The sequence below is a fragment of the Streptomyces tailanensis genome, assembly GCF_008386495.1.
GTDB lineage: Bacteria > Actinomycetota > Actinomycetes > Streptomycetales > Streptomycetaceae > Streptomyces > Streptomyces tailanensis.
The window spans coordinates 62,204-78,867 of record NZ_VTHJ01000046.1 but is presented as its reverse complement, the minus strand read 5'-3'; the positions used below and the strand labels follow the sequence as shown (position 1 = coordinate 78,867).

General features: G+C 68.5%; 14 protein-coding genes, 1 tRNA gene and 2 pseudogenes. 10 read left to right on the top strand and 7 right to left on the bottom strand.

Annotation, left to right across the window (positions count from 1 at the left end; genetic code table 11):
- Positions 1–824 (bottom strand): annotated as a pseudogene (locus F3T56_RS31415) (nuclease/transposase family protein); the annotation flags it as partial.
- Between the two features lie 86 nt (positions 825–910).
- Between F3T56_RS31415 and tnpA the strand changes: the two are divergent.
- A complete protein-coding gene (gene tnpA / locus F3T56_RS31410) occupies positions 911–1,282 on the top strand; it encodes an IS200/IS605 family transposase (protein WP_149828731.1) in 372 nt (123 codons plus the stop codon).
- A 268-nt stretch (positions 1,283–1,550) separates the two neighbouring features.
- A complete protein-coding gene (locus F3T56_RS31405; RefSeq protein WP_149828730.1) occupies positions 1,551–2,423 on the top strand; it encodes an amidohydrolase family protein in 873 nt (290 codons plus the stop codon).
- A 247-nt stretch (positions 2,424–2,670) separates the two neighbouring features.
- On the opposite strand, the gene F3T56_RS31400 is transcribed toward F3T56_RS31405, so the two are convergent.
- Both F3T56_RS31400 and F3T56_RS31395 read right to left on the bottom strand, forming a co-directional pair.
- Entirely contained in the window at positions 2,671–2,937 is a 267-nt protein-coding gene (locus F3T56_RS31400) for a hypothetical protein (protein WP_149828729.1), read from the bottom strand.
- A 44-nt stretch (positions 2,938–2,981) separates the two neighbouring features.
- Positions 2,982–3,177, bottom strand: a pseudogene (locus F3T56_RS31395) (IS5/IS1182 family transposase); the annotation flags it as partial.
- A gap of 329 nt (positions 3,178–3,506) precedes the next feature.
- On the opposite strand from F3T56_RS31395, the gene F3T56_RS31390 reads away from it, so the two are divergent.
- Positions 3,507–3,959, top strand: coding sequence for a hypothetical protein (locus F3T56_RS31390; protein ID WP_172639232.1), 453 nt, complete (start codon positions 3,507–3,509; stop codon positions 3,957–3,959).
- 728 nt (positions 3,960–4,687) lie between these two features.
- Complete coding sequence (locus F3T56_RS31385; protein ID WP_149828727.1) at positions 4,688–5,161, top strand: hypothetical protein; 474 nt, start codon at positions 4,688–4,690, stop codon at positions 5,159–5,161.
- Positions 5,162–5,263: 102 nt separating this feature from the next.
- Here F3T56_RS31385 and F3T56_RS31380 read toward each other — a convergent pair whose 3' ends face one another.
- Positions 5,264–6,649, bottom strand: a complete 1,386-nt coding sequence (locus tag F3T56_RS31380; RefSeq protein ID WP_149828726.1) for a cystathionine beta-synthase — start codon at positions 6,647–6,649, stop codon at positions 5,264–5,266.
- A 156-nt stretch (positions 6,650–6,805) separates the two neighbouring features.
- On the opposite strand from F3T56_RS31380, the gene F3T56_RS31375 reads away from it, so the two are divergent.
- The 3 genes from F3T56_RS31375 to F3T56_RS31365 all read left to right on the top strand — a co-directional run bounded on the left by F3T56_RS31375 (position 6,806) and on the right by F3T56_RS31365 (position 10,565).
- Entirely contained in the window at positions 6,806–7,900 is a 1,095-nt protein-coding gene (locus F3T56_RS31375) for an SGNH/GDSL hydrolase family protein (RefSeq protein WP_172639231.1), read from the top strand.
- A gap of 378 nt (positions 7,901–8,278) precedes the next feature.
- Positions 8,279–9,499 carry an acetyl-CoA C-acetyltransferase gene (locus F3T56_RS31370; protein WP_149828725.1) on the top strand — a complete coding sequence of 407 codons (1,221 nt, stop codon included), beginning with the start codon at positions 8,279–8,281 and terminating at the stop codon, positions 9,497–9,499.
- A gap of 283 nt (positions 9,500–9,782) precedes the next feature.
- On the top strand, positions 9,783–10,565 hold the full coding sequence (locus F3T56_RS31365; RefSeq protein ID WP_149828735.1) for a hypothetical protein: 783 nt from the start codon (positions 9,783–9,785) through the stop codon (positions 10,563–10,565).
- Between the two features lie 115 nt (positions 10,566–10,680).
- Here F3T56_RS31365 and F3T56_RS31360 read toward each other — a convergent pair whose 3' ends face one another.
- Positions 10,681–10,992: a hypothetical protein gene (locus F3T56_RS31360; RefSeq protein ID WP_172639230.1), complete on the bottom strand. Its 312-nt coding sequence runs from the start codon at positions 10,990–10,992 to the stop codon at positions 10,681–10,683.
- Between the two features lie 103 nt (positions 10,993–11,095).
- Here F3T56_RS31360 and F3T56_RS31355 point away from each other — a divergent pair, with 103 nt between their 5' ends.
- Positions 11,096–11,326 carry a DUF4287 domain-containing protein gene (locus F3T56_RS31355; RefSeq protein ID WP_149828724.1) on the top strand — a complete coding sequence of 77 codons (231 nt, stop codon included), beginning with the start codon at positions 11,096–11,098 and terminating at the stop codon, positions 11,324–11,326.
- Between the two features lie 84 nt (positions 11,327–11,410).
- On the opposite strand, the gene F3T56_RS31350 is transcribed toward F3T56_RS31355, so the two are convergent.
- Together F3T56_RS31350 and F3T56_RS31345 are read right to left on the bottom strand one after the other, a co-directional pair.
- On the bottom strand, positions 11,411–12,292 hold the full coding sequence (locus F3T56_RS31350) for a Bax inhibitor-1/YccA family protein (protein WP_149828723.1): 882 nt from the start codon (positions 12,290–12,292) through the stop codon (positions 11,411–11,413).
- Positions 12,293–12,610: 318 nt separating this feature from the next.
- A tRNA-Leu gene (locus tag F3T56_RS31345) sits at positions 12,611–12,693 on the bottom strand.
- Positions 12,694–13,119: 426 nt separating this feature from the next.
- On the opposite strand from F3T56_RS31345, the gene F3T56_RS31340 reads away from it, so the two are divergent.
- Entirely contained in the window at positions 13,120–13,905 is a 786-nt protein-coding gene (locus F3T56_RS31340) for an ABC transporter ATP-binding protein (RefSeq protein ID WP_149828722.1), read from the top strand.
- 203 nt (positions 13,906–14,108) lie between these two features.
- Positions 14,109–16,649, top strand: a complete 2,541-nt coding sequence (locus F3T56_RS31335; RefSeq protein WP_149828721.1) for an ABC transporter permease — start codon at positions 14,109–14,111, stop codon at positions 16,647–16,649.
- Positions 16,650–16,664: the final 15 nt, after the last annotated feature.

The window sequence follows — 16,664 nt, the reverse complement described above, 5'->3', positions numbered from 1 at the left end:
TGCTCGGAGCTGCTTGATCTGGTCGTAGGTGTGCTGCAACCGCTTGGAGGTCTTCTCCCCGCGCTTGCGGAACGTCTTGCGGTGCGCGGCCTGCCGTTCCAGCTTGAGGAGCTTGGCCTTCTCCTTCGGGGTCAGCCACTTGTCCCGGTCGGCGGTGCCATCCGGAAGTCGAGGCGGGCGCCCGTGGTCCTGGTGGTCCTTGTTGGACAGGGCCAGGGGGATGTTCACCCCGGCGTCGATGCCGGCCTCCGGCCCCTGGTGGGGCTCGGGGGCGCGTTCGATGGTCTGGACGCGGAAGGCGATGTGCCAGCCGTTCGTTTCCTTCACGAGGCGGGCGCCGGTGATCCGGTTCTCCGTGTCCGCCCGCTTGCCGACCGGGAGGTCTTTGGTCCAGCGGAAGCGGACCCGGCACACCTTGGGTTGACCATGCCCCACCGGCGGTGCACGCGGACGATGTTCAGGTCCCGGCCCTGCGGGATGTCCACGGACATCGACGAGCGGAAGCGGCCCTTATAGTTCGGCTCGTCGGCCCGGCCTTCCCAGCAGTTCACCCAGGCGCGCAGGTACGTCTTCAAGACGGCCTGCGCGGCCTGAGCGGGGAGGACGGCGAGGTAATCGAGGTCCTTGCGGGCCTGCCGGATCGCCGCATCAGCGAGAGACAGCTTCGTGTCGCTCTTCGGCGTCATCTGCCACCAGGAGTGCAGGCAGTTCCACATGGTGCGGGCCGCATGCGCCTGGTCATCGATGAGCCGGATCTCGGCAGGGCTCAGCGCCAGTCGGGCGCGATGCCCGAACTGCCGCTTCACCAAACCGAGTTCGCTCATGACGATCACTATGCACTCTTGGTTTATGTCACCACGTTGGAACCCCGAACCCTGACGTACGCACTGGCCGTCGCGTCGTCTGCAACCTGCACGTGCATTTGGTGTTCGTCACCAAGTACCGACGCAAGGCATTCACGGACGAGATGCTGACACGCTGCGAAGAGATCATGCGAGAGGTCTGCACGGACTTCGAAGCGGACCTCAAGCAGTTCAACGGCGAAGAGGATCACGTACACCTGCTCGTGCACTACCCGCCGAAAGTCCAGCTCTCCAAGCTGGTCAACTCCCTCAAGGGCGTCTCCGCCCGCTTGCTGCGCAAGGAGTACGACGCGCACGTGCGCCGGTACCTGTGGGGCGGGCACTTTTGGTCCGGCTCGTACTTCGCCGGAAGCTGCGGTGGGGCGCCTCTGACCGTCGTACAGCAGTACATCGAGCGGCAGAAACGCCCCGTGGGATGAGCTGAACAGTGCAGACCCGTGCTTCGGTGCGGGTCACACCTATTTTGAGATGGCCTTCACCCCCGGCGTAAACGCCGGAGCACTGGCCAAGATCAAAGGTAGAGAGGAATAAGAAGGTTGTTTCCGGCGGCGCCTCCACGTGACAGTGAGGGCATGACTACGCGATTCGCACAGCCGCTACCTCAACTTGTAGAGCTGGCACCTCAATTCGGTTGCCAGACCACCGTATTCACCCTCGTGCACGGCGGCGTCGAGAGGAAACGGCCCCGTGGGTGAAGTCGAGGCTGTCGAGAGGTTTCGGCGACGTATCGGGGTGCCCGGGCTTGTCGACGTACACACGCATTTCATGCCGGAGCGGGTTCTGCGCAAGGTGTGGGAGTACTTCGACGCGGTCGGCCCGATGACCGGCATCGAGTGGGGCATCACCTATCGGCAGGAGGAAGACGAACGGATCGCGCTGCTTCGGCAGTTCGGGGTGCGTGCCTTCACCGCGATGCTCTATCCGCACAAGGGCGGCATGGCATCCTGGCTGAACGAATGGGCCGCCGACTTCGCCGGACGCACGCCCGACTGTCTGCACACGGCCACCCTCTACCCCGAAAAGGGCGTGGAGGAGTATGTGCGCGCGGCGGTCGAGGCGGGGGCTCGGGTCTTCAAGTCCCATGTGCAGGTGGGGGCGTACGACCCAACTCACGAGCTGCTCGATCCTGTGTGGGGGATGCTGGCCGAGGCGGGAGTCCCCGTGGTCATGCACTGCGGCTCGGGTCCCGCGCCCGGCAAACACACCGGGCCGGAGCCGGTGGGGCGGCTCCTCGCCCGGCATCCGCGCCTTCCCCTGGTCGTGGCGCACATGGGGATGCCGGAGTACACCGACTTCCTGGACCTGGCCGAGCGGTACGACGAGGTGCGCCTCGACACGACCATGGTGTTCACGGATTTCAGCGAGCGCTTCAATCCCTTCCCGGCGACCGAACTCGGCCGGCTCGCCGACCTGGGCGATCGGATTCTGCTCGGGTCCGACTTCCCCAACATCCCTTACACATACGTCCATCAGCTCGAGGCCCTTGAGCGGCTCGGACTGGGTGATGAGTGGTTGCGCGGGGTTTGTCACGAGAACGGGGCGCGGCTCTTCGGACTGTAGGCACTGCCGCGACGACGACCTGGATTGCCGGGCTTATCACGAATCGCCGGCAGATTTCGTGCGAGCCGGCGATGACCAGCGCGGTTTGCACAACCGGTCGTCAACCGGCCGGAGCCGGTGCTGCCTGCAACTGTTCCATGGGGCTGGGCCGCGTGCAGAGGAAGGGTGAGCCAGAGCGCCGTGGAGCGGGCACAGAGCTCGCCGTCACGGGTAGCGATGGCGCTTCCCACCATGTGCTTGTGGCTGTCTACGCATCACTCGCGAATCCGGCCAGCACGAGCGCGATCGCGGCGTCCACCTCGGCTGTGAACGCCCCGTGCGGCGCAGCCTCTTGGGGCAGCCATCGCATGAGTGCGCCCTGGAAGACGTCGTAGAGCACGTCCACGGTCAGGGCGGGATCGGCAGAGGACGTCGGCCCGTTGTCCGGCCGTTCCCGTAGGCAGTCACGCAGTTCCACGGAAAGTCGCGAGCGGTGGGGCGGTACGCCGTGTCCGCGCAGCAGTCCGGTTGTCATCTGCTTGGTCTCGTCCCAGTCCCGCTCCGCCCGCAGGGCCAGCTCGTGGAACCCGCGATCGCCCGGTAGGAGCAGCCGAATCGCAGGAGTTGCAGCATCTTGTCGAAGACGAACCGGTCGCCGATGCCTGTGCGGTGGCAGCCCGGCGGATGGGTCGGCGCGTAGTTCGATCGCTCAGGCAGCAAGGCGGCGAAATCGGCCCCAGAGCGGATCGGTCAGCCATGATGGCAGTACAGGCACAGGCCTCCCCGTTGATGACAGAGCGTCACAACTCCGTGATCGCCACGATCTGTGCCTGTCTTGCTGCCGGGGTGCCACCACCGCGCCTGTCGGCCTCCATATCCGCGAGATCGATCGAACGCGGCCCGGGCCACGTGCCTCGAAGTGGTGCGATGTCAGCTCTGACCACAGGAGTCGACCACGGCGCCAACCGTTGCGCGATGCCGCCGACCTCCTGATATGAGCTGGTCAGGTCCACTCTCATTTACAGCGGCCGCTCTCAGGAAACAGGGGGGCTAACCCCCGTGCCAAGCCGCCCCCGGCTCCCTACCGTGAAAAGCATGACCGGAATGGATGCCCGTGACGCGCAGCTCAAGGCCGCCGACCTCAAGGACGCCGAGGTGAAGAAGGAACTCGCCGCCACCCTGCATGCCCGCAGAGAGCTGGGCGAGGACTACGAGTCGGCGCTCGTCGAGTCGTTCCTGGAGAAGGTCGACCAGCGCATCGACGGCGCGGTGGACCGCCGGGTACGGCGTCAGGTCGCGGAGCAGCAGATGGTGATGGCCCGCGGTGCCCGTTCCCCCAAGTCCACCGACTCCTTCGGCGAACGGTACGGCTTCGGCGTCGTCTCCCTGGTCGCCGCGATCCCCCTCTCCGGCATCGGCGGCGGCGTCGCCGACCTCCCGGGCCTCTTCGTCACCTGGGCGGGCATCGTGGGCGTGAACGTGGCGTGGGCACTGCGAACGTCGCCGCGCACGGGCAAGCGGGGCCGCAAGAGCGCTGACTCGGAGTGGGAGGAGTAGTCCCGAAGGGGTCCCCGGAAGAGATATGCGCGGGGACCGCCGCACCCCCGTTTGACGGGGGGCGGGACGACGGCGGTCCCCGCGAGGGACGCGGGCCGGGTCAGGGCTTGGCTTGCGCGTCCGTGGCGTCCATGGAGGTCCGGGAGCCGCTCCGGAGGTCCTTGGCGCCGTTCGCTGCCGGCCGGGGCGGGGAGCCGCTCCCGCCCTGCCGACACCCACTAATGTGCCGGACCCGTGTTAAGCGGGTGCTGCGCGGACGTGACACGCTCGTACCACTTCCGCGAAGTTCGGTCGACCGCCGACCGCGACATCAATCAGCAGCACACCCATCACTCGATACAGTCATTCAATTCACTCGATACGGTCATTCAATCGGCCATCCACTCGCCAGCCATGCCGTCCACCTGGATATTTCGAGGCAGTCGAACTGTTCCCCCTCCCTCGAAGAGACGCTCGCATGCCCGGCTGGTCCAGGAGCTTCCTCAATCCCTCACTCGTCTCAGCTCTGGAAGCCGGACACACCTTCGAGGAGTGGCTTGGAGGCCGGTTACCTGGAGTGGACTACGCCCGGATCAGTGCCGACCAGAGCACGCGGTCCGCGATCTTGGCCAAGGGACGCGAGGCCGGGACGGGCATTCGTCACCAGCACGAGGAGGATGCCGAGCCATCCACGGGCAACTTGTGCGAGGCCCCGGCCGACTGAGAAGAACCCCGACAACGCCGTGTATGTGTGCACCGCCTTGGACTGCGCGGGTACCGCGCGCAACGTCCGTGACGTCGACAGATACCTTGAGGAGATTGTTCTCTCCTTGCTGAACAAGCGGCATGATGCCATCGGCTCCGCGCAGCCGAAGTGGGCCGGTACGGCACTGCTGCAACTCCTTGTCGGGCAACGCGGGTCGCTGGAAGAGCAGCTGCGCAGAGGCGCTCTCAGCGATAGCGACCTCTCTCGCGAGATGGCCGACCTCAGGACCCGTATCTCCGGGCTCGAAGCGGTTCGCGAGGAACACCGCCGGAACTGGCAGGGCACTTCGGTCGGCCGAGACCCATCACGATGGCCTGAGATGAGTCTCGATCAGCGGCGGGCGGCGATCGCCGACGTACTGGAATCGGTGACCGTCCTGCCGCTCCCGCCTGGGCGATCGCGCCGTGCCCCGTTCGACCCGGGTCTTCTGAGGGTCAAGCCTATGGCCATGGACTGAAGGGTCACAGCGGGTGTTGCCGTCCTCGCATGCGGATGCCCCTCACGCCAAGCGCACGGGATGACGACCGCCGGAATGCGAGGACGGCAACACCCGCCCGCCTCACTGCTCCATGCGTGCCAGGTACGCCAGAAGGTCCTGACGGGTCACGACTCCAGTCGGCTTGCCCTCGACCAGCACGATCGCCGCGTCCGCGCCGCCCAGGAGCGACATCAGATCCGCGATCGGCTCGCCGGAACCCACCTGTGGCAGCGGGGGCGACATGTGCTTCTCCAGTGGGTCGGCGAGGGAGGCACGCTGTGTGAACAGCGCGTCCAGGAGGTCCCGTTCGACGATGGAACCGACCACCTCCGCCGCCATCACATCGGGGTGTCCGGCGCCCGGCTTCACGACCGGCATCTGCGAGACGCCGTACTCGTGCAGCACCTCGATGGCCTGGCCGACCGTCTCGTCCGGGTGCATGTGGACCAGATGGGGGATGGCGCCTTCCTTGTGCTTCAGCACGTCCCCGACGCGTGTGGTCGGCCCCGTCTCCTCAAGGAACCCGTAGGACGCCAGCCACTCGTCGTTGAAGATCTTCGAGAGGTACCCACGCCCGCCGTCCGGCAGCAGGACGACGACCACGTCGTCCGGCCCGAGCCGCTCGGCGACCCGCAGCGCCGCGACGACGGCCATGCCGCACGACCCGCCGACGAGCAGCCCCTCCTCCTTGGCCAGCCGTCGGGTCATCTGGAAGGAGTCCTTGTCGGACACGGCGACGATCTCGTCGGCGACGGTCCGGTCGTAGGCGGTCGGCCAGAAGTCCTCACCGACGCCCTCGACGAGATACGGCCGCCCGGACCCGCCGGAGTACACGGACCCCTCGGGGTCGGCCCCGATGACCTGGACGCGCCCCTCGCTCACGTCCTTCAGATACCGCCCGGTCCCGGAGATGGTGCCGCCGGTGCCCACACCCGCCACGAAGTGGGTGATCTTCCCCTCCGTCTGCTCCCACAGCTCGGGGCCGGTCGAGTGGTAGTGGGAGAGCGGGTTGTTCGGGTTGGAGTACTGGTCGGGCTTCCAGGCGCCGGGCGTCTCACGCACCAGGCGGTCGGAGACGTTGTAGTACGAGTCGGGGTGCTCAGGGTCGACGGCGGTCGGGCAGACCACGACCTCGGCCCCGTACGCCCGCAGCACATTGATCTTGTCCGTGCTCACCTTGTCGGGGCACACGAAGATGCACTTGTACCCCTTCTGCTGCGCCACGATGGCCAGCCCCACACCAGTGTTCCCGCTGGTGGGCTCGACGATCGTGCCGCCCGGCTTCAGCTCCCCGCTCTGCTCCGCCGCCTCGATCATGCGCAGCGCGATGCGGTCCTTCACGGAGCCGCCGGGATTGAAGTACTCGACCTTGGCCAGGACGGTCGCCCGAATGCCCTCGGTCACGCTGTTGAGCCTCAGCAGCGGGGTGTTGCCGACGAGGCTGATCATCGAGTCGTGGAATTGCACCGTTGTCTCCGGAGCTGCAAAAAGGGATGGTCGTGATGTTCCGCCAGCCTAAGCCCCCCTCCTCCTGATCCCCTCACGTTCACATCTCCTCTGGATTGGCCGAGGGCCGCTACGGGGCAAGGAGTGGTTACGGCTACTAGGAGGTGGCGGCGACGCATGTCGAGCATGTCTAGGGCGAGGGTGGCCCGGCGCATCGCGGCGGGCGCGGCATACGGCGGCGGTGGCATCGGCCTGGTCGGTGCGGCGGCCGTCGGCGTACTGCTGGCCGAGGTGCGGATGGCCAGGCGGGTCGTGGGCAACGGGCACAGTCCGCGTCCGCCGAGCGCGGAGGGCCTGTACGGCCGTTCGTACGGCAGCCGGTACGGCCGCCCGTCCGGCGCGCGCACCGGTACGTACGACGGCAACCCGTACGACGCCCCCGACGACCCCCCGCTCCGCCTGGTCATGCTCGGCGACTCCACCGCCGCCGGCCAGGGCGTCCACCGGGCCCGGCAGACCCCGGGCGCCCTCCTCGCCTCGGGGCTCGCGGCGGTGGCCGAGCGCCCGGTGGAGCTCCGCAACGTCGCGCAGCCGGGGGCCCAGTCGGACGACCTGGACCGCCAGGTGGCGCTGGTCCTGGAGGACCCCGCCCAGGTCCCCGATATCTGCGTGATCATGATCGGCGCGAACGACGTGACCCACCGGATGCCCCCGACCCGCTCGGTACGCCATCTGTCGGCCGCGGTACGCCGCCTGCGCACGGCCGGCGCCGAGGTCGTGGTCGGCACCTGCCCCGACCTCGGCACGATCGAGCCCGTCCAGCAGCCCCTGCGCTGGCTCGCCCGGCGGGCCTCGCGGCAGCTGGCGGCCGCGCAGACCATCGGAGCCGTCGAGCAGGGCGGCCGCACCGTGTCGCTGGGCGACCTCCTCGGCCCCGAGTTCGCACAGAACCCCCGCGAACTGTTCGGCCCCGACAACTACCACCCCTCCGCGGAGGGCTACGCGACGGCCGCGATGGCCGTACTTCCGACCGTCTGCGCGGCCCTCGGGCTGTGGCCGGCGGAGGAGGAGCGCCCCGACGTCACCCGCCGCGAGGGCTTCCTGCCGGTGGCTCGCGCGGCCGCCGAGGCCGCGTCCGAAGCCGGCACCGAGGTGACGGCCGCGATGCCTACGGGGCCGCGTGGTCCTTGGGCTCTGCTGAAGCGGCGGCGTCGGCGGAGGGTGCCGGCGACGGATCCGGCCCCTACGACTGCCGCGGAGCCGTCCGCCTAAGGGGGTGGGGTGTGGGGTACGCCGGCGACTGCGGGTGCGTGGGGGCTGGTCGCGCAGTTCCCCGCGCCCCTAACGGCATGGGGCGCCCGGCGCTTTTAAGGGGCGCGGGGAACTGCGCGAGCAACCCGCCACAACCCGCAGCCGCCAACGCACCCCACACCCCACCCTCATGAGGCACCCGGCCACCTCATTACGCACCCGGCCCCAAAAAGCAAGCGCTTAGAAAAGTGCGGTCGGTGTCACACCCGCATTCCCGTGACCCGAACCATACGTACGGGTAACTTCCCCCACAGCCCTACAAGCCGCACTCCCGCCCGTCACCCGACCACCGCCCCTCAACGAGGCGCTACGCGCCGCCCCTTCCTATCTGGAGCCGTGATGCCCGAAGCCGTGATCGTCTCAGCCGCCCGCTCCCCGATCGGCCGCGCGGGCAAGGGCTCGCTCAAGGACCTCCGCCCCGACGACCTCACCGCCACGATCATCCAGGCGGCCCTGGACAAGATCCCGGCGCTGGACCCCAGGGACATCGACGACCTGATGCTCGGCTGCGGCCTCCCCGGCGGCGAGTCGGGCCACAACCTGGGCCGGATCGTGGCCGTACAGATGGGCATGGACCACCTGCCGGGCTGCACCATCACCCGTTACTGTTCCTCCTCGCTGCAGACTTCCCGCATGGCCCTGCACGCCATCAAGGCCGGCGAGGGCGACGTCTTCATCTCGGCCGGTGTCGAGACGGTGTCCCGCATGATCAAGGGCAGCTCCGACGGCATGCCCGACACCCACAACCCGCTCTTCGCGGACGCCGAGGCCCGTACGGAGGCGGTCTCCAAGTCGACCGGCGCCGGCTGGCACGACCCGCGCGAGGACGGCCTGCTGCCCGACCCGTACATCGCGATGGGCCAGACCGCCGAGAACCTGGCCCGGCACTGGGGTGTGACCCGCCAGGAGATGGACGAGTTCGGCGTCCGCTCGCAGAACCTCGCCGAGGAGGCCATCAAGAAGGGCTTCTGGGAGCGCGAGATCACCCCCGTGACGCTCCCCGACGGCACGGTCGTCAGCAAGGACGACGGTCCGCGTGCCGGCGTCACCCTGGAGGCCGTCCAGGGCCTGAAGCCGGTCTTCCGCGAGGACGGCCTGGTCACGGCCGGCAACTGCTGCCCGCTGAACGACGGCGCCGCCGCCCTGGTCATCATGTCCGACACCAAGGCGCGCGAGCTGGGGCTCACGCCCCTCGCCCGCATCGTCTCCACCGGCGTGTCCGGCCTCTCCCCCGAGATCATGGGCTACGGCCCCGTCGAGGCGTCGAAGCAGGCCCTCGCCCGCGCGGGCCTGACCATCGACGACATCGACCTCGTCGAGATCAACGAGGCCTTCGCCGCCCAGGTGATCCCGTCGTACCGCGACCTGAACATCCCGCTGGACAAGCTGAACGTCAACGGCGGTGCCATCGCCGTCGGCCACCCGTTCGGCATGACCGGCGCCCGCATCACCACCACACTGATCAACTCGCTCCAGTTCCACGACAAGCAGTTCGGCCTGGAGACGATGTGCGTCGGCGGCGGCCAGGGCATGGCGATGGTCATCGAGCGCCTCAGCTGAGCACCCCGGCGTCACCGCCGCGGAACTGAGCGTGATTCTCTGGCCCAGAGTCCCGGAAACTCCGGGACTCTGGGCCGATTTGTGATCCAATCTCCCCCAGGATGTGACCTATCACCCCCCGGAAAGCGATTTACGCAGCTCAGGGGCGTTTCACCACCAAACATCGGGCCAAAATTCATGCCCGTTTCGTGACGTTACGCACTGACAGCTGGTTAGTCCGCCCTTCAAGCTGATGTAGGAAGTCGGGGGTCGACTTTGAACCGGGAGTACGTCAGTGAGCGCCATGCCGATCGCCTTGCTGCTCACCACGGCCGCCACCGCCGTCGTGGGCGTCGCCGTCCTGCGCACCCTCACGGGTCTGCGCCGGCAGGTCGCCGCACTCCACGCCGAGCTGGCCGAGAGCCGGACCGCGGGTGCGCGGCCCGTCGTACCGGCCGCCCGTCCGGCCGCCGACACGGAGGAGATACGCGCCGCCGTGGCCGAGGCGCTGGCCGAGGAGCGGGAGCGGGAGCTCGCCGAGGCGCGGGCGTTCTGGGCCGCCCAGGAGGCGCGTGACGTCACGGACGCGCCCTCCCTGCTGGGTCTGCCCGACAGTGAGCTGTTCCTGCCCCGGCAGTCCGATTTCGCGGGCCTGGAGCACCTCGAACCGGTGACCGAGCCGAGCCTTGAGGGTGACGAGTTCGCCGGGGATTCCGCGGAACTGGCCGCGGCCCGCCGCCGCCACCCCTCGCACCCCGACTTCGTCCCGGTGCAGTCCCCGGTCACCAACGACCACGAGCGCACGGTCGCCTGCCTGGAGGACCTCGCCGCCTCCCGCACCGAGCTGGCCGACGTCCGCCCGGGCCCCCTCGGCACCCTCGACGTCTACGTCTTCGCCGACGGCACCACCCTCTGCATGACCCCCGGCCACCGCGAAACCGCCGAACGCCTCGCCGGCGCCCTCCGCACCGGCGACACCCCGGTCCTCCTGGGCGGCTCCGGCATCTCCGGCGCCTACACACTCACGTTCGAATGCGGCGAGGAAAAGGTCTACATCCTGGCGGACAGGGTCATAGCGTCGCTGTAAGGAGGGTTCCTTATCGGCGCCGCCGATCCTAAAGGGGCGCGGGGAACTGCGCGAGCACCCACCACAACCCCCACCCGCCGTCAAAGCGAGCACCCCACGGCGAATGGACACCGGCTCACACTCCCGCCCGCCGCTGCGCCTCCTCCACCAAAGCGACCGCCTCAGCCAACCCGGCCTCATCCCGCAAAACCAACGCAAGATCATTCCCGGCGACCATGACCTGATCAGCCGCCGCGAACATCCCCGCATCCGGCATCTCCCGCAAGGGCCCCTCAGGCGCCTCCAACCGCTGCGCGCGAACCGCAAACTCCCTGGCCAGCGCCAGCGCCTCCGCGGCGGCGCCCCGCTGCAGCCGACTCTGCGGCGCGGCCCGCAACCGGTCGGCGAAATGGTCCACGGCACGGGTCAACGGCGTCGTATCAAGCACGCCGCGAGCGTACGCGCCACAACGGGACTGTTGCCAACAGGCCGCGGCTCAGGCAACGTGACTTGAAGGACCGGCTTACATTCCCTTTCGTCCGGAGGCGCCGATGTCCCAAGTCTTCTCCGAGGAGACCCATCGCAATCTGCTCGCCCGCATCCCCCACTGCACCGGTCGTGAAGTCTCCGACTGGCTGCGCAAAGTCGATGAAGGCCCCGCTCTCTTCAACTTCGAGGAGAAGGTCAGCTGGCTCCGGCACGAGTACGACCTCGCGTACGGCCACGCCAAGGCGATCGTTCACGAGTACGACCTGAGGAGGGCTGCGCGCAAACTCCTCTGAGCGGACGCGCTCCGCTTGGGCAGCCGGAAACGGCGAAGGGCCCGCGAACCTCGGTTCGCGGGCCCTTCACTGAGCGTATGGCCTTTAGTCGTCGCCGCTGAAGATCGCGACCAGCCGCAGCATCTCGATGTAGATCCACACGAGGGTCATCGTCAGGCCGAACGCGGCCAGCCAGGACTCCTCACGCGGGGCGCCGTAGGCGATGCCGTCCTCGATCTGCTTGAAGTCGAGGGTCAGGAAGAACGCGCCGAGGATGATCGCGAGGATGCCGACGATCGCGCCGAGCGGACCCATGCTGCGCAGTCCGCCGTCCTCGGCGACACCGAAGACGACCAGCAGCAGGTTGACCGCCATGACCAGGATGAAGGCGACGGCGATCGTCATGCCGATACGGGCGTACCGCGCGGTGACCCGGATCCAGCCCGCCTTGTAGACCAGGAGGGTGGCGCCGGAGACGGCCATGGTGCCGAGCACCGCCTGGAAGGGTGCGCCGGACCACTGCGTGTTGAACATCTCGCTGATGACGCCGAGGAAGACACCCTCGAAGGCGGCGTACGTCAGGATCAGCGCGGGCGAGGCCTTGCGCTTGAAGGACTGCACCATCGCCAGGACGAAGGCGATGAGCGCGGCGCCGATGGCGAGGCCGTAGCTCGTGGGCGTGACCGGCAGAAGGGCCCAGGCGAGGACCGCGCCGACGACGACCGTGCCGAGCGTCATGGCCGTGCGCATGACGACGTCGTCCATGGTCATGGCACCGGTGCGGACCGGGGCCTGCGGCGGGGCGCCGTGCTGGACGTCCTGCTGGGCGTACGGGTTCGTCGCGTACGGGTTGCCGCCCTGCTGGGCGTAGGGGTTGCCCTGGGTGCCGACAGCTGCTCCCCCGGCCTGCGGCGCGGTGTTGAAGCCCGCGTAGCCGTTGTCGCGGCTGAACCCCCGTCGCGAGAAGACCGGGTTGCTGCTCCTCATTTCACTCCTCCATGGCCACCCTGCGTGGCCTTGGCTCAAGAGTAATGGGTAGGCAAAGGATTGCCTCTAGTGCTTGGGGAGGATCTTTCCCCTGACAGGACTTACTCCTGCCATGACATCGAACACGCTACGCGTCTCCGTGATTCCCCGCGTCGACCTCCTCAACCCCATGACCAACCATGACCAACCCGGTACACGCCCGCGACCCGGCGGAGATCAACTCCGGCGCGTCGGGTGGGGCGGCCCGGGCGGAGGTGAGGCGGCCCGGGGGCACGGGTGAGTCGAGGAAAGGGGAATTTGTTCGATATCGGTCGGAGGTGCCCGGAACCGGACTTGAACCGGTACGCCCGCGAGGGGCAGCGAGGTTTAAGCTCGCCGTGTCTGCATTCCACCATCCGGGCAGGCCATGGGGTCCGCGCTGAGGTTCCGAGCCTATCGGGAGGCTTCCCCCGAACAGCGGACGAGCGGACCGATGTTGTCTTATTTTATTGACGTCTGAGGGTGCATCAGCCCAGGGAACGCGCCATCCGCACTTGCCAATAGCCTTTCGGACGGCCCGGCCCGGCGTATGCGGAATGACGGAATTTCACCGCCCGTCACCGCCCGAACGAGCGGCTCTCCAGGGGCCGGGCAGATGACGCGGTGACTCGTGTAGTCCGAGCACCCCTTGGGGGCGGCCGTCATACCCAGGTATGACAGGGCGCCCGTCCGTCCGTCAGAAGTCTGCCCCCGGAACCAGGACTGCGACTGACTACACGGCGGCCCCGCGTCGCGACGATGGAGGCATCCCTCGACCAACGTCCTCGTCCCGACAGGAGTCCCCACCCGTGACGACCACTCCCCTCGCCGACACTTCCCTTGCCGACCGGTCCACCGCCGTGGCCGCCCGTGCCACGGAACTGTCGAAGATCTACGGACAGGGTGAGACCCGGGTGGTCGCCCTGGACCGGGTGACCATCGACTTCCGGCAGGCCGAGTTCACCGCGATCATGGGCCCCTCAGGGTCCGGCAAGTCCACGCTGATGCACTGCGTGGCGGGCCTGGACACCTTCTCCACCGGGTCCGTGCGCATAGGCGACACCGAGTTGGGCTCGCTGAAGGACAAGCAGCTCACCAAGCTCCGCCGGGACAAGATCGGCTTCATCTTCCAGGCGTTCAACCTGCTGCCGACGCTGACGGCGCTGGAGAACATCACCCTCCCGATGGACATCGCGGGCCGTAAGCCGGACAAGCAGTGGCTGGACACCGTGATCCGGATGGTGGGCCTGGCCGACCGGTTGACCCACCGGCCCGCCCAGCTCTCCGGCGGCCAGCAGCAGCGGGTCGCGGTGGCGCGGGCGCTCGCCTCCCGGCCGGACATCATCTTCGGTGACGAACCGACAGGAAACCTCGACTCGCGTTCGGGGGCCGAGGTGCTGGGCTTTCTGCGCAACTCCGTACGGGAGTTGGGGCAGACCGTGGTGATGGTGACGCACGATCCGGTGGCGGCGGCGTACGCGGACCGGGTGGTGTTCCTCGCGGACGGGCGGATCGTGGACGAGATGCACGAGCCGACGGCGGACTCCGTGCTGGACCGGATGAAGCGGTTCGACGCCAAGGGGCGGACCAGCTAAGGGGGTTCGCCCGCCCTGGGGGCTGCCGCCTCCAGACCCCCGCTTCGGCCTGAACGGCCTCGTCCTCAAACTCCCCCACTCTCGGCTTCGCTTGAGCGGGGGACCCCCCCACGACGGGCTGAGTGTGCCCCGACCCGGCTGTGAAGTGCCCGCCCTCGACAGCCACCCACACGACCACCATCGACCCCGAACAGGGATCCCTCATGTTCCGTACCGCCCTGCGCAACGTGCTCGCGCACAAGGCCAGGCTTCTCATGACCGTGCTCTCGGTGATGCTCGGCGTCGCCTTCGTGTCGGGCACGCTGGTCTTCACGAACACCATTTCGGACGCGCTGCAGAAGAGCTCGGCCAAGGGCTTCGACCACGTGGACGTGGCGATCCAGCCGGAGGGCCGCCCGAACGAGGGCGGCAAGGTCGCCGAGCAGCCGAAGCTGACGCCGGAGCTGCTCGCGAAGGTCGAGAAGGCCCCCGGTGCCGCGTCCGCGATCGGTGTGGTCAGCGGCTTCACCGCCCTCGCCGACAAGGACGGCAAGCTGATCGGCGGCGGCTTCCAGTCGCAGGGCGGGAACTACTGGGGTGACGACGACCCCCGGTACCCGATCGAGGACGGCGGCCGTGCGCCCAAGGGCGAGAACGAGATCGCCATCGACTCGGAGACCGCCGACCGCGCCGGCTACCAGGTCGGCGACACCATCCGGCTGTCCGTCGACGGGCCGGTCCTCACCTCGACCATCACCGCGATCTTCACGACGGACGACGGCAACGTCGCCGCCGGCGGCAGCCTCGCCGTGTTCGACACGGCGACCGCCCAGAAGCTCTTCCACAGGGAGGGCCAGTACGACGAGATCGCCGTGCGGGCGGCGGACGGCACCAGCCAGGCCCAGCTCCAGACGGCCATAGACAAGATCGTCCCGGACGACACCGCCGCCACCACCACCGGACAGCAACTCGCCGACGAGCAGGCCACGCTGATCGCCTCGTCCACGAGCGGGCTGAAGAACGGGCTGCTGGTGTTCGCCGGGATCGCCCTGTTCGTGGGCACGTTCATCATCGCCAACACCTTCACGATGCTGGTCGCCCAGCGCACCAAGGAGCTGGCCCTGCTGCGCGCGGTCGGCGCCTCCCGCCGTCAGGTGACGCGTTCCGTCCTGGTCGAGGCGTTCGTGGTGGGCGCGGTCGCCGCAGTCGCCGGTCTTGCCGCCGGTGTCGGCATCGGCGCCGGAATGCGGTCCCTGATGGGCGCCCTCGACGCGACCGTCCCGGCCGGCCCGCTGGTCGTCTCGCCCGGCACGGTCGCCACCGCCCTGCTGGTCGGCGTACTGATCACCATGCTGGCCGCCTGGCTGCCCGGGCGCCGCGCGGCGAAGATCCCGCCGGTCGCCGCGATGGGCAGCGTGCACGCGCCCGCGACGACCAAGTCGCTCGTCGTACGGAACACGATCGGCGCGCTGTTCGCGGGCGCGGGCATCGCCACCGTCCTCTACGCCACGACCATGGACGGCTCGGACGGCCAGGCCCCGATGGGCTTCGGCGCCGTACTCCTGATCATCGGCGTCTTCGTCCTCACGCCCCTGCTGTCCCGTCCGCTCATCGCGGCCGCCGCCCCGGTGCTGCGCGTGTTCGGCGTCTCCGGCAAGCTCGCGCGGCAGAACTCCGTACGCAACCCGCGCCGTACCGCCGCGACCGCCTCGGCCCTGATGATCGGCCTGACCCTGATCACCGGGATGACGGTGATGGCGGGCAGCCTGCAGACGTCGATCGAAAAGATGGCCGCCGACGCCATCAAGGCGGACTACGTCGTCTCGATGGCCAACGGCAACTTCCTCTCCCCCGATGTGGAGAAGAAGCTCGCCTCGGCCGAGGGCGTCACCGCGACCTCGCCGCTGCGCAACGCCGAGTCCGTCATCGGCGACGAGACCGAGTACCTCACCGGCGTCAACGGCTCCGCCATCCGCGAGCTCACCGACCTCACGATCGACAACGGGGCGTTCGAGGTCGGCGGCACGAACGTCGTCGTGGACGCCGACACCGCCAAGCGACGCGGCTGGAAGGCCGGTTCGTCCTTCACCGCCGCGTTCGAGGGCGGCGAGCGGCAGAAGCTGACGGTCGCCGGGGTCTACGAGGGCAACGAGCTGCTCCGCGGCGTCCTCCTGGACAGCGCGACGCTCACCGAACGGCTGCCGGCCGGCACCGACCCGGCCGACATGCAGGTCATGGTCAAGACCTCGGCGGGCGCCTCCGACGCCACCAAGGACCGGCTGGAGAAGGCTCTCGGCGACAACCCGGCCATCCAGGTCCAGGACCGGCAGGACATCTCCAACCAGATCGCCAGCATGTTCACCCTGATGCTGAACTTGCTCTACGGCCTGCTGGCCATGGCCGTGATCGTCGCCGTCCTCGGTGTCATCAACACCCTCGCCATGTCCGTCTTCGAGCGCTCCCAGGAGATCGGCATGCTCCGCGCGATCGGCCTGGACCGCCGGGGCATCAAGCGGATGGTCCGTCTGGAGTCACTGGTCATCTCCCTCTTCGGCGGTGTCCTCGGCATCGGTCTCGGTGTCTTCTTCGGCTGGGCGGCCGGCGAACTGCTCGCCGCGAGCATGCCGACGTACGAGCTGGTCCTGCCGTGGGCCCGCATGGCCCTCTTCCTGCTGCTGGCCGGCACGGTCGGCATCCTGGCCGCGCTCTGGCCGGCCCGGCGTGCGGCGAAGCTGAACATGCTGACGGCGATCAAGTCGGAGTAGCGCGGGAGGACTTCT

What these genes read in the sequence shown, in the direction of transcription:
- F3T56_RS31390 (WP_172639232.1), top strand. Translation starts at nt 3,507, where the DNA reads ATGGATGCCCGTGACGCGCAGCTCAAGGCCGCCGACCTCAAGGACGCC.
- F3T56_RS31365 (WP_149828735.1), top strand. Translation starts at nt 9,783, where the DNA reads ATGCCGATCGCCTTGCTGCTCACCACGGCCGCCACCGCCGTCGTGGGC.
- F3T56_RS31400 (WP_149828729.1), bottom strand. Translation starts at nt 2,937, where the DNA reads ATGACAACCGGACTGCTGCGCGGACACGGCGTACCGCCCCACCGCTCG.
- F3T56_RS31370 (WP_149828725.1), top strand. Translation starts at nt 8,279, where the DNA reads ATGCCCGAAGCCGTGATCGTCTCAGCCGCCCGCTCCCCGATCGGCCGC.
- F3T56_RS31335 (WP_149828721.1), top strand. Translation starts at nt 14,109, where the DNA reads ATGTTCCGTACCGCCCTGCGCAACGTGCTCGCGCACAAGGCCAGGCTT.
- F3T56_RS31355 (WP_149828724.1), top strand. Translation starts at nt 11,096, where the DNA reads ATGTCCCAAGTCTTCTCCGAGGAGACCCATCGCAATCTGCTCGCCCGC.
- F3T56_RS31375 (WP_172639231.1), top strand. Translation starts at nt 6,806, where the DNA reads ATGTCGAGCATGTCTAGGGCGAGGGTGGCCCGGCGCATCGCGGCGGGC.
- F3T56_RS31350 (WP_149828723.1), bottom strand. Translation starts at nt 12,292, where the DNA reads ATGAGGAGCAGCAACCCGGTCTTCTCGCGACGGGGGTTCAGCCGCGAC.